General features: G+C 63.8%; 24 protein-coding genes. 9 read left to right on the top strand and 15 right to left on the bottom strand.

The features are described from left to right. Nucleotides 1-5 precede the first annotated feature (5 nt). Complete coding sequence (gene sbcC / locus ACT7DK_RS01705) at nt 6-3,395, bottom strand: exonuclease subunit SbcC (RefSeq protein ID WP_445395699.1); 3,390 nt, start codon at nt 3,393-3,395, stop codon at nt 6-8. Further along, nucleotides 3,392-4,609 (bottom strand): exonuclease subunit SbcD, encoded by a 1,218-nt coding sequence (gene sbcD / locus ACT7DK_RS01700; protein ID WP_445395697.1) that lies wholly within the window; start codon nt 4,607-4,609, stop codon nt 3,392-3,394. The genes sbcC and sbcD overlap by 4 nt, the downstream gene beginning before the upstream one ends. Nucleotides 4,610-4,740: 131 nt before the next feature. Here sbcD and ACT7DK_RS01695 point away from each other — a divergent pair, with 131 nt between their 5' ends. Further along, a complete protein-coding gene (locus ACT7DK_RS01695) occupies nt 4,741-5,640 on the top strand; it encodes a DMT family transporter (RefSeq protein WP_445395695.1) in 900 nt (299 codons plus the stop codon). Here the strand turns inward: ACT7DK_RS01695 and ACT7DK_RS01690 are convergent. Together ACT7DK_RS01690 and ACT7DK_RS01685 are read right to left on the bottom strand one after the other, a co-directional pair. Next, entirely contained in the window at nt 5,637-6,257 is a 621-nt protein-coding gene (locus ACT7DK_RS01690) for a glutathione S-transferase family protein (protein ID WP_445395693.1), read from the bottom strand. The two genes, ACT7DK_RS01695 and ACT7DK_RS01690, sit on opposite strands and share 4 nt — an antisense overlap. 180 nt (nt 6,258-6,437) lie before the next feature. Next, nucleotides 6,438-6,971: a MarR family winged helix-turn-helix transcriptional regulator gene (locus tag ACT7DK_RS01685; RefSeq protein WP_445395691.1), complete on the bottom strand. Its 534-nt coding sequence runs from the start codon at nt 6,969-6,971 to the stop codon at nt 6,438-6,440. Between the two features lie 284 nt (nt 6,972-7,255). Between ACT7DK_RS01685 and ACT7DK_RS01680 the strand changes: the two genes are divergently transcribed. Further along, on the top strand, nt 7,256-7,633 hold the full coding sequence (locus ACT7DK_RS01680; RefSeq protein ID WP_445402251.1) for a c-type cytochrome: 378 nt from the start codon (nt 7,256-7,258) through the stop codon (nt 7,631-7,633). A 134-nt stretch (nt 7,634-7,767) separates the two neighbouring features. Here ACT7DK_RS01680 and rep read toward each other — a convergent pair whose 3' ends face one another. Beyond that, nucleotides 7,768-9,786, bottom strand: a complete 2,019-nt coding sequence (rep, locus tag ACT7DK_RS01675) for a DNA helicase Rep (RefSeq protein ID WP_445395689.1) — start codon at nt 9,784-9,786, stop codon at nt 7,768-7,770. 127 nt (nt 9,787-9,913) lie between these two features. On the opposite strand from rep, the gene ACT7DK_RS01670 reads away from it, so the two are divergent. Then, nucleotides 9,914-11,128, top strand: a complete 1,215-nt coding sequence (locus ACT7DK_RS01670) for an aminotransferase class V-fold PLP-dependent enzyme (RefSeq protein ID WP_445395687.1) — start codon at nt 9,914-9,916, stop codon at nt 11,126-11,128. Further along, nucleotides 11,128-11,550, top strand: coding sequence for a cysteine desulfurase sulfur acceptor subunit CsdE (gene csdE, locus ACT7DK_RS01665; RefSeq protein WP_445395685.1), 423 nt, complete (start codon nt 11,128-11,130; stop codon nt 11,548-11,550). The genes ACT7DK_RS01670 and csdE overlap by 1 nt, the downstream gene beginning before the upstream one ends. A gap of 118 nt (nt 11,551-11,668) precedes the next feature. Here the strand turns inward: csdE and tcdA are convergent, their stop codons facing one another. Then, entirely contained in the window at nt 11,669-12,475 is an 807-nt protein-coding gene (gene tcdA / locus ACT7DK_RS01660) for a tRNA cyclic N6-threonylcarbamoyladenosine(37) synthase TcdA (protein ID WP_445395683.1), read from the bottom strand. Between the two features lie 191 nt (nt 12,476-12,666). Beyond that, nucleotides 12,667-14,151, bottom strand: a complete 1,485-nt coding sequence (gene ilvC, locus ACT7DK_RS01655; RefSeq protein ID WP_445395681.1) for a ketol-acid reductoisomerase — start codon at nt 14,149-14,151, stop codon at nt 12,667-12,669. Nucleotides 14,152-14,288: 137 nt separating this feature from the next. On the opposite strand from ilvC, the gene ilvY reads away from it, so the two are divergent. From ilvY to ACT7DK_RS01640, 3 genes are read left to right on the top strand one after another with little or no spacing between them, the layout of a single operon-like run. Next, nucleotides 14,289-15,179, top strand: coding sequence for an HTH-type transcriptional activator IlvY (gene ilvY, locus ACT7DK_RS01650; RefSeq protein ID WP_445395679.1), 891 nt, complete (start codon nt 14,289-14,291; stop codon nt 15,177-15,179). Between the two features lie 57 nt (nt 15,180-15,236). Continuing rightward, the gene (ubiK, locus tag ACT7DK_RS01645) at nt 15,237-15,503 is read left to right on the top strand and encodes a ubiquinone biosynthesis accessory factor UbiK (RefSeq protein WP_445395677.1); all 267 of its coding nucleotides are present in this window, start codon (nt 15,237-15,239) and stop codon (nt 15,501-15,503) included. Then, nucleotides 15,490-15,675: a hypothetical protein gene (locus ACT7DK_RS01640; RefSeq protein WP_445395675.1), complete on the top strand. Its 186-nt coding sequence runs from the start codon at nt 15,490-15,492 to the stop codon at nt 15,673-15,675. The genes ubiK and ACT7DK_RS01640 overlap by 14 nt, the downstream gene beginning before the upstream one ends. A 3-nt stretch (nt 15,676-15,678) precedes the next feature. On the opposite strand, the gene fre is transcribed toward ACT7DK_RS01640, so the two are convergent. The 4 genes from fre to trxA all read right to left on the bottom strand — a co-directional run bounded on the left by fre (nt 15,679) and on the right by trxA (nt 19,766). Next, nucleotides 15,679-16,377, bottom strand: a complete 699-nt coding sequence (gene fre, locus ACT7DK_RS01635; RefSeq protein WP_445395673.1) for an NAD(P)H-flavin reductase — start codon at nt 16,375-16,377, stop codon at nt 15,679-15,681. Between the two features lie 2 nt (nt 16,378-16,379). Then, entirely contained in the window at nt 16,380-17,879 is a 1,500-nt protein-coding gene (ubiD, locus tag ACT7DK_RS01630; protein WP_445395671.1) for a 4-hydroxy-3-polyprenylbenzoate decarboxylase, read from the bottom strand. Between the two features lie 112 nt (nt 17,880-17,991). Further along, nucleotides 17,992-19,257: a transcription termination factor Rho gene (gene rho / locus ACT7DK_RS01625; protein WP_445395669.1), complete on the bottom strand. Its 1,266-nt coding sequence runs from the start codon at nt 19,255-19,257 to the stop codon at nt 17,992-17,994. A gap of 182 nt (nt 19,258-19,439) precedes the next feature. Continuing rightward, the gene (gene trxA, locus ACT7DK_RS01620) at nt 19,440-19,766 is read right to left on the bottom strand and encodes a thioredoxin TrxA (RefSeq protein ID WP_094039082.1); all 327 of its coding nucleotides are present in this window, start codon (nt 19,764-19,766) and stop codon (nt 19,440-19,442) included. Between the two features lie 115 nt (nt 19,767-19,881). Between trxA and rhlB the strand changes: the two genes are divergently transcribed. Further along, nucleotides 19,882-21,195: an ATP-dependent RNA helicase RhlB gene (rhlB, locus tag ACT7DK_RS01615; protein ID WP_445395667.1), complete on the top strand. Its 1,314-nt coding sequence runs from the start codon at nt 19,882-19,884 to the stop codon at nt 21,193-21,195. A 6-nt stretch (nt 21,196-21,201) separates the two neighbouring features. Continuing rightward, nucleotides 21,202-22,680 carry a guanosine-5'-triphosphate,3'-diphosphate diphosphatase gene (gene gppA, locus ACT7DK_RS01610; RefSeq protein WP_445395665.1) on the top strand — a complete coding sequence of 493 codons (1,479 nt, stop codon included), beginning with the start codon at nt 21,202-21,204 and terminating at the stop codon, nt 22,678-22,680. A 26-nt stretch (nt 22,681-22,706) separates the two neighbouring features. On the opposite strand, the gene hemB is transcribed toward gppA, so the two are convergent. The 4 genes from hemB to tatB are packed head-to-tail and all read right to left on the bottom strand — an operon-like array spanning nt 22,707 to nt 25,617. Continuing rightward, complete coding sequence (gene hemB / locus ACT7DK_RS01605) at nt 22,707-23,720, bottom strand: porphobilinogen synthase (RefSeq protein ID WP_445395663.1); 1,014 nt, start codon at nt 23,718-23,720, stop codon at nt 22,707-22,709. After that, nucleotides 23,717-24,508, bottom strand: a complete 792-nt coding sequence (gene tatD, locus ACT7DK_RS01600) for a 3'-5' ssDNA/RNA exonuclease TatD (protein WP_445395661.1) — start codon at nt 24,506-24,508, stop codon at nt 23,717-23,719. The genes hemB and tatD overlap by 4 nt, the downstream gene beginning before the upstream one ends. Further along, complete coding sequence (gene tatC, locus ACT7DK_RS01595; RefSeq protein ID WP_445395659.1) at nt 24,505-25,254, bottom strand: twin-arginine translocase subunit TatC; 750 nt, start codon at nt 25,252-25,254, stop codon at nt 24,505-24,507. Before tatC ends, tatD begins: the two co-directional genes overlap by 4 nt. After that, the gene (tatB, locus tag ACT7DK_RS01590; protein WP_445395657.1) at nt 25,255-25,617 is read right to left on the bottom strand and encodes a Sec-independent protein translocase protein TatB; all 363 of its coding nucleotides are present in this window, start codon (nt 25,615-25,617) and stop codon (nt 25,255-25,257) included. It abuts the gene before it with no gap. Nucleotides 25,618-25,619 lie beyond the last annotated feature (2 nt).

Below are 25,619 nucleotides of genomic sequence, written 5' to 3'. Positions count from 1 at the left end.
CCTGCTTATTTCACCGCGAATTCCGGCGCCAGCCGGCTCAGGCCCAGGCCCTGGCTCTTGCTCAGCCGGATCTGCACCGGCACCCGCTCCTTCAGCGCCTCGATATGGCTGATGATGCCGATCATCTTGCCGCTGGCGTTGAGGGCGTCGAGGGCGTCGAGGGCCACCTCCAGGGTCTCGGCGTCCAGGGTGCCGAAGCCCTCGTCGAGGAAGAGGGAGTCGATGCGGGTCTTGCTGCTGACCAGATCCGACAGCGCCAGCGCCAGCGCCAGGCTGACCAGGAAGCTCTCGCCGCCGGACAGGGTCTGGGTATCCCGGGCCGCGTCAGCCTGCCAGCCATCGATCACCGCCAGCTCCAGCTCGCCGCCATCCTTGCGGGCCAGCCGGTAGCGGCCGTGCAACCGTGCCAGCCGGCGGTTGGCCAGGTGCACCAGGTGTTCCAGGGTCAGGCCCTGGGCGAAGCGGCGGTAGCGGGCCCCGTCGGCGGAGCCGATCAGGCCGTTGAGTTGCTCCCAGTGACGCAACTGCCGGCGCCCCCGCTCGATCTCGTCCAGCAGGGCCTGCTGCTGCCGGCGCAGGATCGCGTCGTGCTCCAGCCGGCCGTCGAGCCGGCCCAGCTGTTGCTGCAGCAGGTTGACGGCATCCTGCTGTTGCCGCTCCCGGGCCTCCAGCTCCGCCAGCGGTGCCGGGTCCTGCGGCCCCAGCTGCTGCCAGGCCTGCTCGGCCTGAGCCAGCCGGTCCGCGGCCAGTACCTGCGCCTGTTGCAGGGCCTGCAGCCGCGCCTGCAGTTGCTGGCGCTCGTCCTCCTCCAGCCGGGCGGCAATGAAGGCGGCCTCGTCGGCGAAGGGACTGTCGGCCAGGGCCTGCTGCCAGCCGGCCTGCGCGTCGCTCAGCTCCCGTTGCAACACCGCCAGTTGCTGTTGCTCCTGTTCCTGAATGGCCCCCTGGCGCTGCAGTTCGTCATTCAGGCCAACAAGCCGTGTTTCCGCCTCATGGGCAGCAGCCAGCGGAGCCGCCGCCGTGACCGGCTCGCCATCGGGCAATGCCAGTGCCTGCCAGCGCTGCTGCCAGCGCAGGAACAGGCTGGTCGCCTCGCTCAGGCTGACGGCCAGTTGCTGGCGTTCTTCTTGCAGCCGGGTGACGGCGGCCTGCTGCTGTCGCCAGTGCTGCCATTGCTGCTCGGTCTGCTGCAACCAGTCCTGCCAGCTTTCTGGCTTTTGGCCGACGCTGGCGGTCAGCCGTTGTTCCAGCTCATTCCGTTGCTGCGCAATGGCCTGGCATTCTTCGTTCAGCTGTTGCTGTGCCCGCAGCAGGGTTTGCTGCTGCTGCTCCAGCAGCTGTTGCCGGTGCTTAAACTTGTCGGCCTGGGCAGTGGCGGCCTGTTTGGCCTGCTCCCCGTGGTTCAGTGCGGTTTTGGCCGCATCCAGCTGCTCGGCCAACTGCTCGAGCCGTGCCAGCTGCTGCCGGCGCTCGTCAAGTTGTGCTGGCCAGTGATTCGCATCCAGAGCCAGGGCCAGCAGCAGGGCGGCTTGCCGTGCGCCGTGCTCCGCCATGGCCCTGTCCAGGTGCTGCAGCCGAAGCCCGGTTTGCTCCAGCACCGCCTTGCGCTCCGCCTGCAGAGCGTTCAGTCTCTGACCCTGCTGCTCCACCTTTTCCAGCTCGGCGCTCTTTTGCTGCAGTTCGGTTGCCGTATCGTTATCCAGGTTCCGATACGCCTCGATGGCCGGATGAGACTCGCTGCCGCACAGCGGGCAGGCTTCGCCGGGCTGCAACTGCGCCCGGTGTTGTTCCAGGGAGCGGATCAGCTTTTCCTGCTCCAGCAGGCGGGTTTTGTCCTTCACCTGCTCCTGGAGCACACGGTACTGCTCACGGGCCTGTTCCAGTTGCTGCTCGCCCCGTTGCCATTCCGGCTCCATCCGGACCTGCTTTTGCTGCTCCTGTTGCCACTCGTGCTGCAGCTCCCGCAGTCGGTCGACACTTTGCTGCAGCGTCAGCCAGTCTGGCTGCTGCCCGCGCAATTGCTGAAGGCGCGCCTTCAGCTCCTGCTCGGTGAGCGCACCCAGAATGCCGGCCAGTGCCTGCTGTTGTTGCCGGTATTGTGCTTCCGCCTGTTGCTCGGCCTGCCTCGCCTGCTGGTGTTGCTGTGCCAGCACTTGCCGCTCACGCTCAAGCCGCTGTTGTTCATCGCCCTGTTGCTGCTGCCGCAGCCGCGCCTGGTGAGCCTGCTGCTGCAGCCGGTCGAGCTGCTCCACACCGGCACGCCAGCCCGCCAGCTGCTCGCCCAAGCGTTCACCGGCGGCGTTGCCGGCCATGGCCTCGGTCAGCCCTTGCTGCTGCCGTTCCAGTTCGGCATCCCGGGCCTGCAAGGCCTGATGGTGCTGGCGGCTGAACGACAGCCCCTGCCAGCTGTGCCGGTGGCGCCCTGCCGTCAGGGTGGCCAGCCCGGCCTCGCGCCGCTCCAGCTGTGCCGCCAGGGTGCCGAGCCGCGCCTGGTGCTGCCGCAGCTGTTGCCATTGCGGATACAACCAGGCGGCCGGCTCGCTCTGCCGTAGCCGCTGTTGTTCGCCTGCCGCGTCGTTCAGGGCGGCCAGGGCCTGTTGCTGCTCCCGGCGGGCGGCAACCCGCTGTTGCTCGCAGTGATCCCACTGGCGGCGGCGCTGCAGCTCGGCCCGGGTTTGCCGCAGGCCCTCTTGCTGCCCGGCCAGCTCGGTGCCTATCCCGGCCCGCTCCTGTTCGATGCTCCGTCGTTCCTCCCCGCTCAGCAGCGCCACCCCCTGGGCCCTGGCCTCCTGTTGCGCCAGGGCGGCCCTGTGTTCCCGGGCCTGCTCGAACACCCGCTGGGAAATGCGGGCGTAGATGTCGGTGCCGGTCAGCTCCTCCAGCAGTTCCGCCCGCTCGTTGGCGTCCGCGTGCAAAAAGGCGGCGAAGCCGCCCTGGGCCAGCAGCATGGACTTGGTGAAGCGGCCGAAGTCGAGCCCGGTCAGCTGCTCGGTAAGTTTCAACTTGTCGTTGACCTTGTCGGTCAGGATCTCGCCGGCCCGCTTCGCCAGCTCCACCCGGGGCGCCTGCAGCTTGCCGTCGCTCTTGTCCCGGGCCCGGCGCTGGCTCCAGAAGGCGCGGTAGCCTTCTCCTTTCACCTCGAACTCCACCTCCGCCAGGCAGTCGGCGGTATGGCGGGTCATCAGCTCGTTGCCGCCGGCGGAGATCACCTTCATCCGCGGCGTCTGGTGATAGAGCGCCAGGCAGATGGCGTCCAGCAGGGTGGTCTTGCCGGCCCCGGTGGGCCCGGTGATGGCGAACAGGCCGCTGTCCAGGAAGGGTTCCCGGGTAAAGTCGATTTTCCATTCGCCCTTGAGGGAGTTGAGGTTTTTCAGCCTGAGGGTCAGGATTCTCATGCCTCCTCCCCCAGCGCCGCCAGCACCTCGGCATGCAGCCCGTTCAGCGCGGCCAGATCCGCCTCCGCCAGCGTCTCCGCCGCCAGCCGCCGTGCGAACACCTGCTCCGGCGTCAGCTCGCTCAGGGTCTCGCGCTGTTCGGCCACCAGGGCCGCGGCCTGCTCCCGCCGTCCCCGCCGCACCAGCAGCACCTCCACCGCCAGCCCCTCGGCCAGGGCCTGCACCCGGGGCTGCAGATCGCTCAGGTAGTCGTCGCCGGTGACCGTCACTTCCAGCCAGACGGGCCGGTTTTCGCTGCCGTTCGCCGCCACGTCGGCCATGGCTGCGCCCAGCTCCTGCAGGTTGCCGCCAATCCGGGCCAGCGGCTGGAACAGGGGCACCGGCAGCGGGGTCACCCGTTCCAGGCCCCCTCCGGCGAACTCCGCCAGCAGCACCTCCTTCTGCCGGCCAGCTTCGTCGAAACTGAGGGGGATGGGCGAGCCGCAGTAGCGAACGTGCTCCAGCCCGGCCACCTTCTGGGGCCGGTGGATATGACCCAGGGCAATATAGTCGGCGGCGGGAAAGGCGGCGGCGGGAAACGCCTCCAGGGTGCCGATGTAGATCTCCCGCACCGAATCGCTGCTGCTGGCCCCCACCGTGGCGAGATGGCCGGTGGCGAGGATGGGCAGGGCGGCAGCCAGTTGCGCGCGCCGCCGCTCGGCCAGCTCGAACAGGGCCCGGTAGTGGTCGGCGATGGCCTGCTGCAGGGCCTGCTGCTTGTCCCGGCCGCTCTGGCCGGCCTGGCTTTCCAGCACCTCCCGGCTGCGGATAAAGGGCACGGCGCACAGCAGGGCGCCGGGCTCGCCGTTTCGCCGGTGCAGGGTCAGCAGTTGCCGTTCCGGCTCGGCCAGCACCCCGGCGATCACCGACACGTTCAGGCAGCCGAGCAGCTCCCGGGACTCGTTGAGCATGGCCACCGAGTCGTGATTGCCGCCCAGTACCACCAGATGGGCGCCGGTTCGCTGCAGTTCGACCACAAACTGGTTGTACAGCTCGCGCGCATAGCTCGGCGGCGTGCCGGTGTCGAAGACGTCGCCGGCCAGGATCACCGCATCGACCCCCTGCCCTTCGACCTGCTCCACCAGCCAGCTCAGGAAGGCCCGGTGTTCGTCATAACGGTTCTTGCCCAGAAAATGCTGGCCCAGGTGCCAGTCGGAGGTGTGCAGTATGCGCATGGCGGCTCTTGTGATTCTTGTGGTAACGGCTCAGCCGCTATTAAACCCGCTAAGGAGGCCGGGCGCAAATGCCCTTGGCGGGCGCAGAAAACTTGCTAGACTGGGCCTTTCTCCCGACATTCCGCCCGAAGATGCCTTTTTCCTACGATTTTCTCGCCCTGGCGGCGGCCGCCTGCTGGGCGGTGGCCAGCCTGCTCTCGGCCAATGCCGCCCGCCACCTGGGCGCCTTCGCCTTTTCCCGCTGGCGGATGTTCTGCGTCAGCCTGATGCTGTGGTCGCTGGCCCTGCTCGGCGGTGGCTGGGCCAGCCTGAGCCCCCACAGTTTAGGAGTCATGGCCATTTCAGGGCTGATCGGGATCTTTATCGGCGATACCGCGCTGTTCGCCGCCATGAACCGGCTCGGCCCCCGCCGGGCCGGGGTGCTGTTCGCCACCCACGCCCTGTTTTCGGCCCTGCTCGGCTACCTGGTGTTCGGCGAGACCATCACCGGCCTCACCCTGCTCGGCTGCCTGCTGTTGGTGGGCGGGGTCATGACCGCCATCTTCTTCGGCAAGCGCGGCAACGACACCCATGCCTGGGAGCAGGATGACGGCAGCCCCTGGCCCGGCATCGGCCTGGGGCTGTTGTCGGCCCTGTGCCAGTCGGTGGCCACCCTGATGGTCAAGCCGGTGATGATGGGCGACATCGACCCGGTCTCCGCCTCGGCGGTGCGCATGAGCACCGCCTTTCTCGCCCACCTGGCCCTGCTCTGGTGCGGCCTGACGGTGGCCAAACCGCTGCGCGCCATCAGCTGGCCGGTGTTCGGCATGGTGGCGCTCAATGCCTTCCTGGCGATGGGGGTGGGCATGACACTGATCCTGCTGGCCCTGCGTTACGGCGAAGTGGGCATGGTGGCCATGCTGAGCTCGGTCAGCCCGGTGCTGGTGCTGCCCTTGCTGTGGCTTATCATGAAACGGCGACCGGCCAGTGGCGCCTGGTTGGGCGCCCTGGCCACCGTGGTGGGAACCGGGTTAATCGTCGCCCGGCATTAGAGTTTAAGGCCTTCCTCGTCGAGGGCCTTGCACACCCCCGGATCCTCCTTCAGATCCTGGAAATGGCGGGCCAGGTGGGGATAGGGGCCGAGGCCGTCGGGCAGCGCCAGGGTCGCCCAGTATTCAAGCGGAAAGGCGCAGGCGTCCACTATGCTCTTGTGCTCGTCCATGTACCAGGTGCGGCTGGCGAGGTGATTGTCCATGCGCTGCAGAAAGCGGGCGACCCGCTCGGGCACGGCGGCCTTGATGGCGTCGTGGGCGGCAAAGCTGCGATCCTTGGTGTATTTCTGCGGGGCGAAGTAGGGAGCGAAGGCACTGTAGACGTCGGTATTGAGAAAACTGAGCCAGTAGTCGCACTGGTATTGCAACACAGGATCCGTACCCGGCCCCAGGTGTTCACCTTCAGGCAGGCGGGACAGGTAACGCAGTATGGCGCTGTTCTGGTACAGGGGCCCCATCTCCTCGGTAAAGAGCACCGGTACCGTGGCCATGTAGTTGATCTTGAGAAACTCGGGATCCCGCGTATCGGCCAGTTCCAGCTCATAGGGCAGGCCCAGCCAGGACAAGACGATGTGGGGAGCAAGCGAGCTGGCGCCCGGCTTGTAGTATAACTTCATTCGATGACCTCCTCGGGCGGTACGGCGACCGCTGCCTGTCTGAATCGGGTGAGATCGTCCGGCCCTGGGCGAGTTTCACCGCCCAGGGCCGGCCTTTACTAATTATCAGCAGGAAATCGGGAAATGGCGATGTCATCAAACTGTCATCGCCATCCGCAGGTCAAAAAGGTGAGGTGGCCCTCAGTCCTCCACCGCCAGCAGCATTTTTTTCAGCAGGGCGGAGAATTGTTGCTGCTCCTCGGCAGACAGGGCAGAAGCCAGCTCGGCCTCGGCAGCGAGGTGGTATCTGACCGCATCTTCCACCACCTTGAAGCCTTCGTCGGTGAGGGTGACGATCACGCCCCGACGGTCGTGGTCCGCCTGGGCCCGGGTCACCAGGCCCCGGCTCTCGAGCCGGTTGATACGGTTGGTCAGGGCCCCGGAGGAGATCAGCACCATGGACTGCAACTGGTTGGGAGACAGCTGGAAATAGGGCGGATGACGGCGCAGGGCCGCCAGGACGTCGAACTCCCCCACGTTGAGGTCGTAGCGGGCCAGATCCTGCAGCACCCGGCGGGTAATAAAGTACTCCAGCCGCACCACCCGGCCGATCACTTCGGTACTCTCAAAGGCCAGATCGGGGCGGGCCCGCCGCCACAGGGTGACGATACGGTCGATCTGATCCATAACCCGGGTGCCGTCCGGGCCGGTATTCTGCGTGTTGTTGTCGTTCATTGTTGTCGGGTGCTCCGTGATGATCGCAGCCATTTTCATATCAAGAGAATATTGATAATAACATAAAGGATCCCGTCGCGGCGCGGGCATAATGCCCGGGCCCCGCCTTCAAGCCGCTGTTTTCACAAGCCGCCACTCTTTTAGCCAGACCGTTTAATGACCGCCGTACTTGGGGTATACTCCGCGGGTTTAACGGAAACAAATAAGCCAACTGGGAGAATAAAAAGGTGAGCCTGTTAAGAAACCTGTTGCTTGCCGGTGTTGCCGCTGCCTCGCTGAGTGGCATGGCCTACGCCGCCAATGATATGTCGCCGGAAGCCATCGCCGAGCGCACCAAACCGGTGGGCAGCGTCTATACCGCCGCCGATCTGGAAGGAATCGTGGACACCGCCGCCGCCGGTAACAGCGGCGAACCGGCCGCCCCGCGCAGTGGTGAAGCGGTTTATACCGCAGCCTGCGCCGCCTGCCATGGCACCGGCGCCGCCGGCGCTCCCGTCAAGGGTGACGCCGCCGCCTGGGGTCCGCGCGCCGAGCAAGGCCGCGAGACCCTGCTGAGCCACGCCCTCAACGGCTTCAATGCCATGCCGCCCCGCGGCGCCTGTGGCAACTGCTCCGACGAAGAGATCGCCAACGCCGTCGACTATATGCTCGAAGCTCTCTGAGGCACCGCAGCCCATAAAAAAGCCGCAGCGATGCGGCTTTTTTATTGAAGACAATGAGGCGTGAAAGGTGAGGTGTGAGGAGAAAAAACATCGGACACGCTCCCCCTTCTCACACCTTACTCCTCACGCCTGCATCACGACTTCCGGCCCAGCATGGCCCTCAGGCTGGCCACCCCGGCCTGGCCCTTTTGCATCCGCTCCCCTTCGCTCGGCGGCTTGCGGTTGTGCTCCCAGTCCAGATCCTGCTGGGGCAGCTCGAGCAGGAAGCGGCTCGGCTCGGGCCGCACCATTTCACCGAACTGGCGCCGCTCCCGGCATAGGGTGAAGGTGAGCGCCTGCTGGGCGCGGGTGATGCCCACATAGGCCAGGCGCCGCTCTTCCTCGATATTGTCCTCGTCGATGCTGCTCTGGTGCGGCAGCAGCCCTTCCTCCATGCCCACCATAAACACGAAGGGGAACTCCAGGCCCTTGGAGGCATGCAGCGTCATCAGCTGTACCTGCTCGCCGTCGTCCTCCTCCTCGCCCCGCTCCATCATGTCGCGCAGGGTCAGGCGGGTGACCACCTGGGGCAGGGTCATGGCGTCGTCCAGTTCCGAGCCTTCCAGCATCTGGCTGACCCACTTGAACAGGGTGGACACGTTCTGCATGCGCATCTCCGCCGCCCGCGGGCTGGGGGAGCTCTCGTACAACCACTCCTCGTAGTGGATGTCCTTGATCATGTCGCGCACCGCCTCCACCGCGTTGCCGCGCGCCGCCTCGTCGCCCCGGCGCACCAGCCAGTCGCAGAAGGCGCGCACCGCCACCAGCCCCCGGCCACCGAGGTGCTGCTCCAGGCCCAGTTCGAAGCTGGCGGCGAACAGGCTTTTTCCCCGCTGATTGGCGTAGGTGCCCAGCTTTTCGAGGGTAGTGGGCCCGATTTCCCGCCGCGGCGTGTTCACCACCCGCAGGAAGGCGTTGTCGTCGTCCGGGTTCACCAACAGCCGCAGGTAGGCCATGATGTCCTTGATCTCGGTGCGGGAGAAGAAAGAGGTGCCGCCGCTGATCTTGTAGGGGATGCGGTTGGTCATCAGCGCCTTTTCCAGCATCCGGGACTGATGGTTGCCCCGGTAGAGGATGGCGTAGTCGCCGAACTTGCTGCCATTCATAAACTTGTGGCCCATGATCTCGGCCACCACCCGCTCCGCCTCGTGCTCCTCGTGCTTGGCGAACAGCACCCGCACCGGCGCCTCGTATTCCATCTCCGAGAACAGCTGCTTGTCGAACACATGGGGGTTGTTGGCGATCAGGATGTTGGCGCACTGCAGGATGCGCCCCCGGGAGCGGTAATTCTGCTCCAGCTTGATCACCTTGAGGCTGGGGTAGTCCTCCTTCAGCAGCACCAGGTTCTGGGGCCGCGCCCCGCGCCAGGAATAGATGGACTGATCATCGTCCCCCACCACGGTGAAGCGGGCCCGCTCGCCGGCAATCAGCTTGACCAGCTCGTACTGGCTGGTGTTGGTGTCCTGGTATTCGTCCACCAAGAGGTAACGGATCTTGCTCTGCCAGTAAGCGCGCACCTCGGCGTTGGTCTTGAGCAGCAGGGTCGGCATCAGGATCAGATCGTCGAAGTCCAGGGCGTTATAGGCCTTCATCTGCCGCTGGTAGCGCTCGTAGCACTGGGCGAACAGCACGGTTTCCGGATCCGTGGCCAGCCGGGCCGCCCGCGCCGGCAGCACCAGATCGTTCTTCCAGTTGGAGATGGTGGACAGCAGGCGGGAAATTTTGTCCTTGTCGTTGTCCAGTTCCTGCTCGGTCAGCTCCCGGATCAGCGCCAGCTGATCCTGGTCGTCGAACAGGGAGAAGCCGGCCTTCAGCCCCAGGGTCTTGTGCTCGCGGCGGATGATCTCCAGCCCCAGGGTATGGAAGGTGGACACCATCAGCCCCCGGGCCTCGTGCTTGCCCAGGGTCTGGGCCACCCGCTCCTTCATCTCCCGCGCCGCCTTGTTGGTGAAGGTGACGGCGGCGATATGGCGCGCCTTGTAGTCGCACTGGCGCACCAGGTAGGCGATCTTGTTGGTGATCACCCGGGTCTTGCCGCTGCCGGCGCCGGCCAGCACCAGGCAGGGCCCGGCAATATAGCGCACGGCGTCATCTTGGGCTGGGTTGAGTTTCATCAAAGCTCCGCGGGGCTGAACAGGGCCGGCTATTTTAACGACAGACCGCCTCCGGGTGAAGGCCGCCTTGTCATGGGCCCGGCTTTGGCTCATGATCCGCTCAGTTTTTTCTTTTTCCGGCAACATCATGGCGACCGACATCAAGGCACTCAGACGCGACTTTCCCACCCTGGCCCAAATCGTCAACGGCCACCCCCTGGTGTATCTGGACAACGCCGCCACCACCCAGAAGCCGCAGCCGGTGCTGGACGCCCTCAACCACTACTACCGGGATACCAACGCCAACGTGCACCGGGCCTCCCACGCCCTGAGCGGCCAGGCCACCCGCGCCTTCGAGCAGGCGCGGGAAAAGGTAGCGCGCTTTATCCACGCCCCCTCGGCCCGTGAAATCATCTGGACCCGGGGCACCACCGAAGCCATCAACCTGGTGGCCTTCAGCCTTGGCCGCCACTTCCTCCAGCCCGGGGACGAGATCCTGCTCAGCACCCTGGAGCACCACGCCAATATCGTGCCCTGGCAGCAGGCGGCGGCGGCCACCGGCGCCGTGCTGAAAGTCATTCCGCTTAGCGAAAGCGCCGAGCTGGACCTGGACGCCGCCGGGGCCCTTATCAGCGAGCGCACCAAACTGCTGGCCATCGGCCATGTCTCCAACGCCCTCGGCCAGGTCAATCCGGTGGCGGAGCTTGTCCGCCTGGCCAAGGCCGTGGGCGCCGTTACCCTGGTGGACGGCGCCCAGGCGGTGGGCCACTTCCCGGTGGACGTGCAGGTGCTCGGCTGCGACTTCTACGCCTTTTCCGGCCACAAGATGTTCGCCCCCACCGGCATCGGCGTGCTCTACGGGCGGAGCGAATGGCTGGAGCGGATGCCGCCCTGGCAGACCGGCGGCGAGATGATAAAAACGGTGAGCTTCGAGGCCACTACCTTCAACGCGCCGCCGTTCAAGTTCGAGGCGGGCACCCCCAATATCGCCGGCGCCATCGCCCTGGGAGCGGCGGTGGATTACCTGGCCGCGCAGGACAGGGCCGCCCTGCTGCGCCACGAAGACGCCCTGCTGCGCCGGCTGGTGGACGGGCTAAGCGCCATGGCCGATATCCGGGTGATCGGTCGGCCCCGGGCCGGTGCCGTTTCCTTCGTGATGGACGACGTTCACCCCCAGGATCTGGCCACCCTGCTCGACATGCAGGGCATAGCGGTGCGCACCGGCCACCACTGCGCCATGCCGCTGATGCAGGCGCTGGCCCTGCCCCAGGGCACGGTGCGCGCCTCCCTCGCCTTTTACAACACCGACGACGATATCGCCGCCCTGCTGGCCGGCATCGACAAAGCCCGGGAGCTGCTGTGATGAACCACCCCTTCGGCACCGCCATCACCGACCAGGATATCCGCACCCTCTTCGCCGCCGCCCCCGGCTGGGAAGCCCGCTACAAACAATTGATAAAGCTGGCCAAACAACTGCCGCCGCTGCCGCCGGAGGCCAGAGCCGAGGCCAACGCCATCCACGGCTGCGAAAGCCAGGCCTGGTTGATGGCCGGACAGGACGCCCTGGGCCGCTGGCAGCTGCACTGCGACTCGGACGCCCGCATCGTCAAGGGGTTGATGGCGGTGGTGCTGGCGGCGCTCAACAACAAGACCGCCGCCGACATCGCGGCCTTCGACATGGAGGCCTACTTCGAGGAGCTGCAACTGTTGTCCCACCTGAGCCCCTCTCGGGGCAACGGCCTGCGGGCCGTGGTGGAGGCGATTAAAACCAAGGCCGGAAGCTAGAAGCTAGAAGCTAGAAGCTAGAAGCTAGAAGCTGGAATATGCCCTTTGGCCGATGGTCCACATCTCATCAAAAGCCAACAAAAGCTGGTGACCAGGGGATGAGCCGCCGGAGGCGCCCTTAACTTCCAGCTTCCGGCTTCTCACTTACGACTGCTTGCGAAGCAAGCCTGGCCAGTATCCGGCCGACCATAAAGAAGCCGAAGGTGGCGGTGATATGGGTGACGGCGCCGAAACCGGAGGCACAGTCCATCTTCATGGTGCCGTCCGACTGCTGCTTGCTGCGGCAGATGCCGCCGCTTCCGTCGGGGTAACGGGGCTGCTCGGTGGAGAAGACGCAGTCCACCCCGAACTTGCGCTTGGGGTTCTTGCTGAACTGGTAATTGCGGCGCAACTCGCCACGTACCTTGGCGGCCAGGGGATCCTGGATGGTCTTGCTGAGATCACTCAGCTGGATCTGGCTGGGATCGATCTGGCCGCCGGCGCCACCGGCGGTGATCACCGGGATCTTGTTGCGCTTGCAGAAGGCGATCAGCGCCGCCTTGGCCCTGACCGAGTCGATGGCGTCCAGCACATAGTCGAATCCCGCCAGCAGGTGCTGTTCCAGGTTGTCCGGGCCGATAAAGTCGTCCACCACCCTCACCTCGCAGTCCGGGTTGATCAGGGCGATCCGCTCGGCCATGGCGGCGGTCTTCTCGGCCCCGACCCGGTTGGACAGGGCATGGATCTGGCGATTGGTGTTGGTGATGCAGATATCGTCCATGTCGATCAGGGTGAGCCCGCCGATGCCGGAGCGCGCCAGCGCCTCCGCCGCCCAGGACCCCACGCCGCCGATGCCGATCACGCATACCCGGGCCGCCGCGAAACGGGCCAGGCTCTCGGCGCCGTACAGTCGGGCGATACCACCAAAACGCTCGTCAAAACTCATCTTCTGCTCCCCTTGGTTAAGCGGGCATTATATCAAGCCCGCTCTCCGTGAGGAGTGAAAGGTGAGGGATGAGGAGAGCTGCGCCGGTGCATAATGGATCCCCTCACGCCTGCCCCCTCACTCCTCACCATTGTGCAAACAAAAAGGGAGGCCGAAGCCTCCCGTTGTTACCGCTCTGTTTATTATCCGGTTCAGCCGCCGACGGCGATGTTCTTCATGTCGGTCATGTAGGAACGCAGGGTCTTGCCGATGATCTCGACCGGGTGGTGACGGATGGCCTCGTTGACCTCGATCAGGCGACGGTTGTCGACGGAGTTGGACTCAACCTGGATGGTCTTGCCGATGACGTCGGTACCCACCTTGGGCATGAACTTCTCGCGCAGCAACGGTACCGCGGCGTTGGCAAACAGGTAGTTGCCGTACTCGGCGGTGTCGGAGATCACCACGTTCATCTCGTACAGACGCTTGCGCGCCACGGTGTTGGCGATCAGCGGCAGCTCGTGCAGTGACTCGTAGTAGGCGGACTCGTCGATGATGCCGGAAGCGGTCATGGCTTCGAACGCCAGCTCGACGCCGGCCTTGACCATGGCTACCAGCAGGATGCCGTTGTCGAAGTATTCCTGCTCGCCGATCACCACGTCGGTGGCCGGGTACTGCTCGAAGCTGGTACCGGCGGTTTCTTCACGCCAGGTCAGCAGATCGTGATCGTCGTTGGCCCAGTCGGCCATCATGCCGGCGGAGAAATGGCCTTCGATGATGTCGTCCATGTGCTTGTTGAACAGCGGGCGCATCAGCTCCTTCAGCTCGTCGGCCAGATCGAAGGCCTTGATCTTGGCCGGGTTGGACAGACGATCCATCATGTTGGTGATGCCGCCCTGCTTCAGGGCTTCGGTGATGGTTTCCCAGCCGAACTGGATCAGCTTGCCGGCGTAACCGGCGTCGATGCCCTCGGCCACCATCTTCTCGTGGCAGACGATGGCGCCGGCCTGCAGCATGCCGCACAGGATGGTCTGCTCGCCCATCAGGTCGGATTTTACTTCGGCAACGAAGGAAGACTCGAGCACACCGGCACGGTCACCGCCGGTGGCCGAGGCCCAGGCCTTGGCGATGGCCAGGCCTTCACCCTGGGGATCGTTCTCAGGGTGAACGGCGATCAGGGTGGGTACGCCGAAACCGCGCTTGTATTCTTCGCGAACTTCGGTACCCGGGCACTTGGGTGCGACCATCACCACCGTGATGTCCTTGCGGATCTGCATGCCTTCTTCCACGATGTTGAAGCCGTGGGAGTAGCCCAGGGCGGCACCGTCTTTCATCAGCGGCATCACGGCGTTGACGGCGGAGGTGTGCTGCTTGTCCGGAGTCAGGTTCATCACCAGATCGGCGGTGGGGATCAGCTCTTCATAGGTGCCCACCTTGAAACCGTTTTCGGTGGCCTGCTGGAAAGACTTGCGTTTTTCGGCGATGGCTTCGGCACGCAGGGCGTAGGACACGTCCAGGCCGGAGTCGCGCATGTTCAGACCCTGGTTCAGGCCCTGGGCGCCACAACCGACGATGACCACTTTCTTGCCTTTCAGGTAGTTGCAACCATCGGCGAATTCTTCGCGGTTCATGAAACGGCACTTGCCCAGCTGCTCGAGCTGCTGACGCAGGTTCAGGGTGTTGAAATAGTTAGCCATGACCTTTTGCTCCAATTAATCCGTTTAACTTGAATTCCTGCACCGCCCGGCGGTGACGACGGCAGTCACTATACCCCAGGCTTTTCATTGCTTGAAATGATATATTCGAAACAGAGTATTTCATTTGGTGCAATGTGATGGATATCCGCAACCTGGAACTGTTCCTCCACCTGAGCCAGAGCCTGCACTTCGGCCGTACCGCCGACGCCATGGCGGTCAGCCCCTCCACCCTGAGCCGGGCGATACAACGGCTGGAGCAGGAGCTGGGCTGCGAGCTGCTGGACCGGGACAACCGCAGCGTCACCCTGACTCCCGCCGGCCAGCAGCTGCAGCAGTTCGCCCAGGGCTGGTTGTCCGACTGGCAGAGCATGCGGGAGCAGCTCAGGCACAGTGAGAGCCCCTTGCAGGGGCGGTTGCGGCTGTTCTGCTCGGTCACCGCCAGCTACTTCCTGCTGCCCGACATATTGGCGCGCTTTCGCACCCGCTACCCCCAGCTGGAACTGCGGCTGGAAACCGGGGACCCGGCGCTGGCCATCGACAAGGTACTGCACGACGAGTCGGATCTGGCCATCGGCGCCCGCCCCGACGCCCTGCCCGCCAAGCTCGACTTCATCAAGCTGCAGACGGTGCCCCTGGTGTTCATCGCCCCGCGCATCCCCTGCCGAGCCAACGATCTGCTGCAGCAGGCCAGCGCCGACTGGAGCCAGATCCCGGTAATTCTGCCGGAGCAGGGAGTGGCCCGCAAACGTACCAACCAATGGTTTCGCAACAAGGGCATCAGCCCCCACATCTACGCGGAAGTGGCCGGCAACGAGGCCATCGTCGGCATGGTAGCCCTGGGCTGCGGCATCGCCCTGGTGCCCACGGCGGTAATAGAGCACAGCCCCATGGCCGACAAGATCCGCCGGCTGGAGGTGACGCCGGATTTCAAGCCCTTCGAGGTGGGGGTCTGCCTGCTGAAGAAGCGGCTGGAGGATCCGCTGATCCAGGCCTTCCGCCAGATTGCCCTGCAGTTGGCCAATCCCTGATCCCCATTGCCCCGGTGATTGGGTTACAATAGCGTCAATACCTTAAGGAGAGCGACCATGCTGGACCCGAAAAAACTGGAAGAGATCGCCAAACAGATCCAAAGCAACCTGCCCGCCGGGCTGAAGAACATGGGCGAGGAAGCGGAAAAACGCATCCGCACCGTACTGCAGGCGCAACTGGGCAAGCTGGACATGGTGACCCGGGAGGAATTCGACGTGCAGACCAAGGTGCTGTTGCGCACCCGGGAAAAACTGAACGAAATGGAAGCCAAGCTGGCCCAGCTCGAGCGTCAGCTGGCCGAAGGCCGGGATGAACAGCTCTGAGGCGGAGCACATCCGCCAGGCCTGCCTGCAGGCCGCCCTCGCGGCCTATGAACAGGGCGGCCTGCTGGGCCTGTGCCAGGAGGGCCGGTTCGAGCTGGCGATGGATGCCATCCGCAACCTGAACTTGGCCCCTTGCTGTGACGAAGACCGGGAATCCCCTGCCCGGTCCTGAACATCAGATAAACTCGTAGGCGTCCCCGAACAGCCGCTCGGCGTCCACCCCTTTTTCCTTGAAGGCTTCCCGTGCCACCCCCGCCATCTCGAAGCGGCCCGCCACATAGATGTCGTAACCGGTCAGGCTGGGAAAGTCCTCCATGATGGCTTCGTGCACCAGGCCACTGCGGCCCTGCCAGTGTTCGTTGCCGTTCTGCACCACGGGCACATAGGTCAGCTCCTTGTGCTCGGCGGCCCAGGTCTTCATTTCCGCGTCGGCATAGAGATGATCCTCGAAACGCACGCCCCAGTACAGGAACACCGGCTTGTGCAGCCCATTCGCCAGCATCTTCTGCAGAATGGCGCGGGTATAGGCGAAACCGGTGCCGCCCGCCATCAGGATCACCGGATGGCGGGACTCGGCGCGCAGGTAGGCCTTGCCCGCCGGCAGTTGCACTTCGATCTGGCCCTGCTCCTGCATCCGCTTCAATACCTGCATGGCATAGCTGTTGTCGGGGGAGGCGCCGATATGCAGCTCCAGGGTCCCTTGCTCATTGGGCATGTTGGCGATGGAAAAGGGGCGCTTGTCGTCGTCCGCCATCACCACCAGCAGGTACTGGCCGGGTTGAAAATCGACGGTATGTGCGGGTTTAAGCCGCACATACCAGAGGGTGTCGGCCATTTCTTCCAGGGCTTCTACACTACATGTTACTTTCTGCATGACTATCCTTTGGTCTCACTCTGTTCGGCACTCGCATCCAGGATCCCGAGTTGATCCCATAGCGCATCGACCCTTTGTTTTACGTCGTCCGTCATCACTATGGGCTCACCCCATTCCCGGTCGGTTTCACCCGGCCACTTGTTGGTGGCATCCAGGCCCATCTTGGAACCCAGGCCGGAGACCGGCGAGGCGAAGTCCAGATAGTCGATGGGGGTGTGCTCGATCAATGTGGTATCCCGCGCCGGGTCCATTCGGGTCGTAATGGCCCAGATCACGTCTTTCCAGTCTCTGGCATTGATGTCATCGTCGCACACGATAACGAACTTGGTATACATGAATTGTCGTAAAAACGACCAAACGCCCAGCATGACACGTTTGGCATGGCCGGGGTAGCGTTTTTTCATGGTCACCACCGCCATGCGGTAGGAGCAGCCTTCCGGCGGCAGGTAGAAGTCCACGATCTCCGGAAACTGCTTCTGCAGTATGGGCACGAACACCTCGTTCAGTGCCACGCCCAGCACCGCCGGCTCATCGGGCGGGCGACCGGTATAGGTGGAGTGGTAGATGGCGTCGCTGCGCCGAGTGATGCGCTCCACCGTGAACACCGGAAACTCGTCGATTTCGTTGTAATAGCCGGTGTGGTCGCCGTAGGGCCCTTCCGGGGCGTTCTCGTCCGGATAGATATGGCCTTCGAGCACGATCTCGGCGCTGGCGGGGACTTCCAGATCGCTGCCGATGCATTTCACCACCTCGGTACGGCTGCCCCGCAGCAGGCCCGCGAAGGCGTATTCCGACAGGGTATCGGGCACCGGGGTCACGGCGCCGAGGATGGTGGCCGGATCGGCCCCCAGGGCCACCGCCACCGGGTAGGGCCGGCCCGGGTTGGCCTCTTGCCACTCGCGGAAATCCAGCGCCCCGCCGCGATGGCTGAGCCAGCGCATGATCACCTTGTTCCTGCCCAGCAGTTGCTGGCGATAGATGCCTAAATTCTGGCGTTTCTTGTAGGGGCCGCGGGTGATGGTCAGGCCCCAGGTGATCAGGGGCGCCGCGTCGCCGGGCCAGCAGTGCTGGATCGGCAGCCGGGTCAGGTCGACCTGGTCGCCTTCCTGGATCACTTCCTGGCAAGGTGCCTGTTTCAGCCGCTTGACCGGCATGTTCAGTACCTGCTTGAAGATGGGCAGCTTTTCCATCAGCTCCTTCAGCCCCTTCGGCGGCTCCGGCTCCTTCAGGTAGGACAGCCAGCGGCCCACATCGCGCAGGGCGGCCACGTCCTGCTGGCCCATGCCCATGGCCACTCGCCTGGGTGTGCCGAACAGGTTGCCCAATACCGGCATGTCGAAACCCTTGGGGTTTTCGAACAGCAGCGCCGGACCGCCGGCCTTGAGGGTGCGGTCGCAGATCTCGGTCATCTCCAGATAGGGATCGATTTCGTGCCGGATGCGCTTGAGTTCGCCCTGGGCTTCGAGTTGCGCGATAAAGTCTCGCAAATCCTTATATTTCATGGGTTTGTTCCGAGTGTATCGAGTGGCGGCGGGGATTATACCCGGTTAGGGCGGGCTTGTATCGCCCACAAAAAACCGCGGTCGGGCCGCGGTTTTTTCAGGGGACAAGGGCTTACTTCTGCTGCCGTTTCATGGCTTCGAAGAACTCGTCGTTGGTCTTGGTCATGGCCAGCTTGTCGATGAGGAACTCGATGCCATCGATCTCGCCCATGGGATGCACGATCTTGCGCAGTATCCACATCTTCTGCAGCTCGTCCGGAGTGGTGAGCAGCTCTTCCCGGCGGGTACCTGAACGGGTGATGTCGATGGCCGGATAGACCCGCTTCTCGGCGATCTTGCGCGACAGGTGCAGCTCCATGTTGCCGGTGCCCTTGAACTCCTCGTAGATGACGTCGTCCATCTTGGAGCCGGTTTCCACCAGGGCGGTGGCGATGATGGTCAGGCTGCCGCCTTCCTCTACGTTACGGGCGGCGCCGAAGAAGCGCTTGGGTCGGTGCAGGGCGTTGGCGTCCACGCCGCCGGTCAACACCTTGCCGGAGGAAGGCACCACAGTGTTGTAGGCCCGGGCCAGGCGGGTGATGGAGTCGAGCAGGATCACCACGTCCTTCTTGTGTTCGACCAGGCGTTTGGCCTTTTCGATCACCATGTCGGCTACCTGCACGTGACGGGCCGCCGGCTCGTCGAAGGTGGAAGCGATCACTTCGCCCTTCACCATCCGCTGCATCTCGGTCACCTCTTCCGGCCGCTCGTCGATCAGCAGCACGATCAGGGTACACTCCGGGTGGTTGTAGGTGATGCTCTGGGCGATGTTCTGCAGCAGCATGGTCTTACCGGCCTTGGGCGGCGCCACTATCAGGCCCCGCTGGCCCTTGCCGATGGGAGAGGCCAGATCCAGTACCCGGGCGGTGATGTCTTCGGTGGAGCCGTTGCCCCGCTCCATCTTCATGCGCTCATTGGCATGCAGGGGAGTCAGGTTTTCGAACAGGATCTTGTTGCGGGAGTTTTCGGGCCTGTCGTAGTTGACTTCACCAATCTTGAGCAGGGCGAAATAGCGTTCTCCTTCCTTCGGCGGCCGGATCTTGCCGGAGATGGTGTCGCCGGTGCGCAGGTTGAAGCGACGGATCTGGCTGGGAGAAACATAGATATCGTCGGGACCGGCCAGGTAGGAAGAATCGGCGCTGCGCAAAAAGCCGAAGCCGTCCTGCAGGATTTCCAGCACGCCGTCGCCGTAGATGTCCTCACCACTTTTGGCATGGGCCTTGAGGATGGCAAAGATGATGTCCTGCTTGCGCAGCCGGGCGAGGTTTTCCAGCCCCATGTCTTCCCCAAGCTTTATCAGCTCAGATACAGGGGTATTCTTGAGTTCAGTAAGATTCATAGTGGTGAGTTTCTATCAACCAGGAATGTTAAACGGACAGAAAAGTCTGCTGGATTGATGCTTGAATTCGGAGAGCCCTAGGGCACAAATAGGCTAGCAAACGACCAATAAACTAGCACCAAAACGGGGAAGCGTCTAGCAAAAACCACAAGGGGCGCCTTGCGCACCCCTTGCATTCACCATTACAGGTTGGCGTCCAGAAACTCTTTCAATTGAGTCTTGGACAAGGCGCCTACCTTGGTCGCCGCCACTTCGCCATTCTTGAACAGCAGCAGGGTGGGAATGCCACGAATACCGAACTTGGGCGGAGTATCTGCATTCTGGTCGATATTCAGCTTGGCCACGGTGACCTTGCCTTCGTATTCACCGGCCACCTCATCCAGGATGGGGGCGATCATCTTGCAGGGACCACACCATTCAGCCCAGAAATCTACCAGGACCGGGCCATCGGCCTTGATCACATCAGCATCGAAGCTGGCATCGGTCAGCTGAACAATTTTGTCACTCATCTCCAACTCCAGTCAGTTGTTCGGCCCCGCCACAGAAAACGCCGGGGCAATTTAGTTGCCCTATTTCAAATGATCCTGTTTATTATTGCAAGCCTAACCTGATATTCTGAGCGCTATGAGCAAAACACACTTAACAGACGTCAAATTCGCCCAGTTGGGCCTGCTACCCGAGGTGCTGGCCGGACTGGAAGCAAAGGGATTTCATCACTGCACGCCCATCCAGGCGTTGTCGCTCCCCTATTTACTGGCAGGCAAGGATATCGCCGGACAAGCCCAGACGGGTACCGGAAAAACCATCGCCTTCCTCGCCGCCACCTTCAACCATCTGCTTACCACCCCCGCCCCCGAGGCGCGCCAGCAGAACCAGCCCAGGGCCATCATCATGGCTCCCACCCGCGAGTTGGCGGTGCAGATCTACAACGACGCCGACACCCTGAGCGACAGTACCGGTCTCAAGCTGGGACTGGCCTACGGTGGCGAGGGCTACGAGAAGCAGGTGCAGGTGCTGGAAGCCGGTGTCGACATTCTGATCGGTACCACGGGCCGCATCATCGACTTCCTCAAGCAGCGGGTGATCGATCTGGGTGCCATCCAGGTGGTGGTGCTGGACGAAGCGGACCGCATGTTCGATCTGGGTTTTATCAAGGACATCCGCTACCTGTTCCGCCGCATGCCATCGGCCTCCCAGCGCCAGAACATGCTGTTTTCCGCCACCCTGTCGCTGCGGGTACAGGAGCTGGCCTATGAACACATGAACAGCCCCGAGCATGTGCAGATCGAGCCGGAGCGCAAGACCGGCATCCGTATTCAGGAAGAGCTGTTCTACCCGGCCCAGGAAGACAAGATGCTGCTGCTGCTCAGCCTGATGGAGGAGGAGTGGCCCGACAAGGCCATCGTCTTCGCCAACACCAAGCACAGCTGCGAGGAAGTCTATGCCTGGCTGAAGGCCGACGGCCACCGGGTAGGCCTGCTCACCGGTGACGTACCCCAGAAGAAGCGGCTGAAGATACTGGAAGAATTCACTACTGGCGTACTCGACGTCCTGGTGGCCACCGATGTGGCGGCCCGCGGCCTGCACATTCCCGACGTCACCCATGTGTTCAACTACGACCTGCCCGACGACGCGGAAGACTACGTACACCGTATCGGCCGCACCGGTCGGGCCGGCGCCAGCGGCCACTCCATCAGCTTTGCCTGCGAGGAATACGTATTCAACCTGCCGGCGGTGGAGGCCTATATCGAGCACGAGATCCCGGTCAGCAAGTATGATCAGGAAGCCCTGCTCGATGACGTCACCCCGCCCAAGCGAATTCATCACCACAGGGCGGCGGCCAACCGCAGCCTGCGTGAGCGCCAGGGCAGTGGCGGTGGCCAACGCCGCCCCGGCGGCAATAACCGGCGCCGGCGCCCTCAGGGTGCCCGGAGCTGAGCACCGGTGAAAAACCCCGCTCTGTACGCCGCCATTGATCTGGGTTCCAACAGCTTCCACATGCTGGTGGTGCACGACGTGAAAGGCGCCAGCCGCACCCTGGCCAAGGTCAAGCGCAAGGTGCGGCTGGCCGCCGGCCTGCAGCCGGATGGCAGCCTCGACGCCGCCGCCATGCAGCGAGGCTGGGACTGCCTTCGGCTGTTCGCCGAGCAGTTGCAGGATATTCCCCCCGAGCACATCCGTATCGTCGGCACCGCCACTCTGCGTCTTGCCCGCAATATCGCCGTCTTTATCGAGCGGGCCGAGGCTATCCTCGGCCATCCCATCAACATCATCTCCGGCGAGGAAGAGGCGGCCACCATCTATCAGGGCGTGGCCTGGACGTCTTCCGGCACCGGTCGGCGGCTGGTGATCGATATCGGCGGCGCCAGCACCGAGCTGATCATCGGGGAAAGTACCAGCCCGCAGCTGCTGCACAGCCTGGACATGGGCTGTGTCACCTGGCTCAAGCATCACTTTGCCGATGGTGAGCTGTCCGCCCACCACTTCGACCAGGCCATCACCGCCGCCCAGCAGACGCTGGCGCCGGTGGCCGCCGCCTACCTCAAGCTGGGCTGGCAGGGCTGCATCGGCGCTTCCGGCACGGTGCAGGCCATTCAGGAGATCATGGTCAGCCAGGGGGAAAACGAGCAGATCACCCTGGCCAAGCTGCGCCAACTACAGCAACAGGTGATGGCCTGCGGCCATCTCAAACGACTGCAACTGCCCGGGCTGCAGCCGGAGCGGATACCGGTGTTCCCCTCGGGGCTCGCCATACTGATCGCCCTGTTCGACACCCTGGCGATAGAGACCATGGTGCTGGCCGGCGGTGCCCTGCGCGAAGGCCTGGTTTACGGCATGCTGGGCCGGCGCCAGGAGTGCGACGCCCAGGAAAGAACCGCCGACAGCCTGATCGCCCGCTACCAGCTGGATCGCCCCCAGGGTGAGCGGGTCAGGAAGACGGCGCTTCGTGCCCTGGAGCAGGTTTCCCCTGAGCCGGCATTGCTGGCCCCCATGCTGGGCTGGGCCGCCCTGCTCTACGAGCTGGGACTGTGCATCGAATACAAGCGGGCGCCCGAACATGCCGCCTATATCATCAGCCATATCGACCTGCCCGGCTTCACCCCGGCGCAGAAACAGCTGCTGGCCGCCCTGTTGCTCAACCAGCGGGACGAATTCAAGCCGGAACCCTTGGCCCAGCAGAGCGCCGTCGACACCGACCAGGCCATACTGCTGGCCCGGCTGCTGCGACTGGCCATCATCCTCTGCCTGCGCCGCACCCGGGGCACAGTGCCCGAGTTTCGGCTGGAAGGGAACGGCTCCCGTATGACTCTCACCCTGCCGTCCGGCTGGAGCCGCCGACACCACCTGCGCGCCAGCGAGCTGCGCCAGGAAGCCAGGCGTCAGACTGAACAAGGCTGGCCACTGGAGATTATCGAAGCATAAAAAAGGCGCCGAATGGCGCCTTCATTTTATTTCTCGTCTTTCAGCCAGGTGGCGACCCGCTTGGCGAAGTAGGTGAGGATGCCGTCGGCCCCGGCGCGTTTGAAGCACAGCAGGGATTCCATGATGGTTTCCCGCTCCTTCAGCCAACCATTCTGGATGGCGGCCATGTGCATGGCATATTCGCCGCTGACCTGGTAGGCGAAGGTGGGCACCCCGAACTGATCCTTGACCCGGCGAACCACGTCCAGGTAAGGCATGCCCGGCTTCACCATCACCATGTCGGCGCCTTCCCGGATGTCCAGCGCCACTTCCTGCAGGGCTTCGTCGCCGTTGGCCGGATCCATCTGGTAGGTGGCCTTGTTGCCGCCCTTGAGGTTGGCCGCCGAACCGACCGCGTCACGGAAGGGGCCATAATAGCTGGAGGCGTACTTGGCGGAGTAGGCCATGATCTGGGTATTGATAAAACCGGTCTCTTCCAGCGCCTGGCGGATGGCGCCGATGCGGCCGTCCATCATGTCGGACGGCGCCACTATGTCGGCACCGGCTTCGGCATGGCTCAGGGCCTGCTTGACCAGCACCTCGGTGGTGATGTCGTTGAGGACGTAGCCCTGTTCATCGATGATGCCGTCCTGGCCATGGGTGGTGAAGGGATCCAGGGCCACGTCGGTCATCACCCCCAGCTCCGGGAAGGCTTCCTTCAGCGCCCGCACCGCCTCCTGGGCCAGGCCGTCCGGATTGTAGGCCTCTTCCGCCAGCAGGGATTTCTGGCTGGCATTGACCACCGGAAACAGGGCGATCAGTGGAATCCCGAGTTGCACCAGTTCGGCCGCCTCCTCCAGCAACAGGTCGATGGACAGGCGCTCCACCCCCGGCATGGAAGGCACCGCCTCGCGGCGCTGGAAGCCGGGCAGCACGAACACCGGGTAGATCAGATCGTCCACGGTCAGGCGATGCTCGCGCACCAGCCGGCGGCTGAAGTCGTGCTTGCGCACGCGACGCAGGCGACGGTTGGGAAAACCGCCAAAAACTTGTTCGGTCATGACTGCTCCTCTATGCGGAAAAAGGCGCGGCTGGTCGCCGTGACGGCGGCGATCAGGGCATGGGGGTCGTCGCCCCGGCACTCGGCGATGCGCCGGACGATATGGGGCAAATAGGCGGGCTCGTTGCGCCGGGAAGCCGGCCTGGGCAACAGGTCCCGCGGGATCAGGTAGGGACTGTCGGTTTCCACCATCAGCCGTTCGGCCGGGATCTGGCGCACCAGTTGCTGCAGTTCCCGGCCACGGCGCTCGTCGCAGATCCAGCCGGTGATGCCGATATGCAGATCCAGCGCCAGGCAGTCGTGCAGCTCCGCCTCGGTGCCGGTAAAGCAGTGCAGCACCGCGGCAGGCAGGCGATCGCGCCAGGGGGCCAGTATCTCGATAAAACGTTGATGAGCATCCCGGCAATGCATGAACACCGGCAGCTGCAGCTCGGCGGCCAGGGACAACTGGGCTTCGAAGGCCGCATCCTGTTGGGGACGGGGCGAGAAATCCCGGTTGTAGTCGAGACCGCACTCGCCGATGGCCACCACCTGGGGCAGGGCTGCCAGCCGCTCCAGTTCGCGCAGGCTCTGGTCATCGAAAGTGTTGGCGTCGTGGGGATGAATGCCGGCGGTGGCATGACAGAAGCCGGGCTGACCGGCGGCATAGTCGGCCACGGCCCGGCTTTCCTCCAGATTGGTACCGGTGAGGATCAGCGCCGTGACGCCCGCCGCTCTGGCGCGGGCCACGACCTCAGGTCGGTCCACATCGAACTGACTGCTGGTCAGGTTGACCCCGATGTCGATCATGGCGCCTGATCCTGCTCCTCGTCACCGTCCTCCTGCCGGACATAGAAGCGGGCAAAGAAAACCCCCACTTCAAACAGCAGCCACATGGGAATGGCCAGCAGGGTCTGGGAGATCACATCCGGCGGTGTCAGCAGCATGCCGACGATAAACACGATGACGATCACATAGGGCCGCTTGGCCACCAGATCCTTCGGCGTGGTCACCCCGGTCCAGCACAGCAGTATGGTGGCGATGGGGATTTCGAAGGCGATGCCGAAGGCCACGAAGAGGCCGAGCACGAAATCCAGGTAGCTGGCGATATCGGTCGCTATGGTCACCCCTTCGGGCGCCATCTTGGTGAAGAAGCCGAAAGCCAGGGGAAACACCACGAAATAGGCGAAGGCGGCGCCGGCATAAAACAGCAGGGCGCTGGAAAACACCAGGGGGGCGATCAGCCGTTTTTCGTGCTTGTACAAGCCCGGGGCGACAAAGGCCCAAACCTGGTACAGCACATAGGGAATGGCCGCGAAGAATGACACGATCAGGGTCAGCTTCAGCGGGGTCAGAAAGGGGGTCGCCACGCCGGTGGCAATCATGCTGGCACCTTCCGGCAACTGCTTCAACAGCGGCTCGGCCAGTATGCTGTAAATATCGTTGGCAAAATAGACCAGGGCCAGAAATACCAGCAGGATGGCAGCAAAAGCGCGGAGTAGGCGGCCTCTCAGCTCCACCAGGTGGCTGATCAGCGGCTGCTGTGCTTGACTCATTTAGGTTTTATCCTGGGGCTCGTTTGATGCCGGCTTTGCCGGCTCCGCGTGGGGACTGTTGCCGCCAGTCTTGTCGTAGGGGCGATTGACCGAGGCGGCGGCATCTTTCAGTTGATCGATGGACTGCTTGAGCTCGGGGCTCAGATCCTTCATGCCGAGCTGCTCGGCCTTTTTCAGATCCCGGTGCAGCTCTTCCATCTTCAGTTCCTGGGCCAGTTCGGTCTTGACCGCGTTGGCCGTATCACGCACGGTTTTAAACAGCCGGGATACGGTCCTGATGGCCACCGGCAAACGCTCTGGCCCCAGCACCAGCAACCCGACCACGGAAATCACAACCAGCTCCCAGAAACCGATGTCGAACATGA

The sequence above is a fragment of the Zobellella sp. An-6 genome, from assembly GCF_052487945.1.
Note: the sequence above shows the minus strand (reverse complement) of the source record. Positions and strands in the feature narration are given on the sequence as shown.

Bases quoted from the DNA above. Each gene is read 5' to 3' on its own strand.
- ilvC (WP_445395681.1), bottom strand. From the start codon at position 14,151: ATGGCTAACTATTTCAACACCCTGAACCTGCGTCAGCAGCTCGAGCAG.
- rho (WP_445395669.1), bottom strand. From the start codon at position 19,257: ATGAATCTTACTGAACTCAAGAATACCCCTGTATCTGAGCTGATAAAG.
- ACT7DK_RS01680 (WP_445402251.1), top strand. From the start codon at position 7,256: ATGGCCTACGCCGCCAATGATATGTCGCCGGAAGCCATCGCCGAGCGC.
- sbcC (WP_445395699.1), bottom strand. From the start codon at position 3,395: ATGAGAATCCTGACCCTCAGGCTGAAAAACCTCAACTCCCTCAAGGGC.
- ACT7DK_RS01670 (WP_445395687.1), top strand. From the start codon at position 9,914: ATGGCGACCGACATCAAGGCACTCAGACGCGACTTTCCCACCCTGGCC.
- tatC (WP_445395659.1), bottom strand. From the start codon at position 25,254: ATGAGTCAAGCACAGCAGCCGCTGATCAGCCACCTGGTGGAGCTGAGA.
- tcdA (WP_445395683.1), bottom strand. From the start codon at position 12,475: ATGAGTTTTGACGAGCGTTTTGGTGGTATCGCCCGACTGTACGGCGCC.
- ubiK (WP_445395677.1), top strand. From the start codon at position 15,237: ATGCTGGACCCGAAAAAACTGGAAGAGATCGCCAAACAGATCCAAAGC.
- tatD (WP_445395661.1), bottom strand. From the start codon at position 24,508: ATGATCGACATCGGGGTCAACCTGACCAGCAGTCAGTTCGATGTGGAC.
- hemB (WP_445395663.1), bottom strand. From the start codon at position 23,720: ATGACCGAACAAGTTTTTGGCGGTTTTCCCAACCGTCGCCTGCGTCGC.
- fre (WP_445395673.1), bottom strand. From the start codon at position 16,377: ATGCAGAAAGTAACATGTAGTGTAGAAGCCCTGGAAGAAATGGCCGAC.
- rep (WP_445395689.1), bottom strand. From the start codon at position 9,786: ATGAAACTCAACCCAGCCCAAGATGACGCCGTGCGCTATATTGCCGGG.
- ACT7DK_RS01690 (WP_445395693.1), bottom strand. From the start codon at position 6,257: ATGAAGTTATACTACAAGCCGGGCGCCAGCTCGCTTGCTCCCCACATC.
- tatB (WP_445395657.1), bottom strand. From the start codon at position 25,617: ATGTTCGACATCGGTTTCTGGGAGCTGGTTGTGATTTCCGTGGTCGGG.
- ACT7DK_RS01695 (WP_445395695.1), top strand. From the start codon at position 4,741: ATGCCTTTTTCCTACGATTTTCTCGCCCTGGCGGCGGCCGCCTGCTGG.
- ACT7DK_RS01685 (WP_445395691.1), bottom strand. From the start codon at position 6,971: ATGAACGACAACAACACGCAGAATACCGGCCCGGACGGCACCCGGGTT.
- ACT7DK_RS01640 (WP_445395675.1), top strand. From the start codon at position 15,490: ATGAACAGCTCTGAGGCGGAGCACATCCGCCAGGCCTGCCTGCAGGCC.
- csdE (WP_445395685.1), top strand. From the start codon at position 11,128: ATGAACCACCCCTTCGGCACCGCCATCACCGACCAGGATATCCGCACC.
- trxA (WP_094039082.1), bottom strand. From the start codon at position 19,766: ATGAGTGACAAAATTGTTCAGCTGACCGATGCCAGCTTCGATGCTGAT.
- sbcD (WP_445395697.1), bottom strand. From the start codon at position 4,609: ATGCGCATACTGCACACCTCCGACTGGCACCTGGGCCAGCATTTTCTG.
- rhlB (WP_445395667.1), top strand. From the start codon at position 19,882: ATGAGCAAAACACACTTAACAGACGTCAAATTCGCCCAGTTGGGCCTG.
- ubiD (WP_445395671.1), bottom strand. From the start codon at position 17,879: ATGAAATATAAGGATTTGCGAGACTTTATCGCGCAACTCGAAGCCCAG.
- ilvY (WP_445395679.1), top strand. From the start codon at position 14,289: ATGGATATCCGCAACCTGGAACTGTTCCTCCACCTGAGCCAGAGCCTG.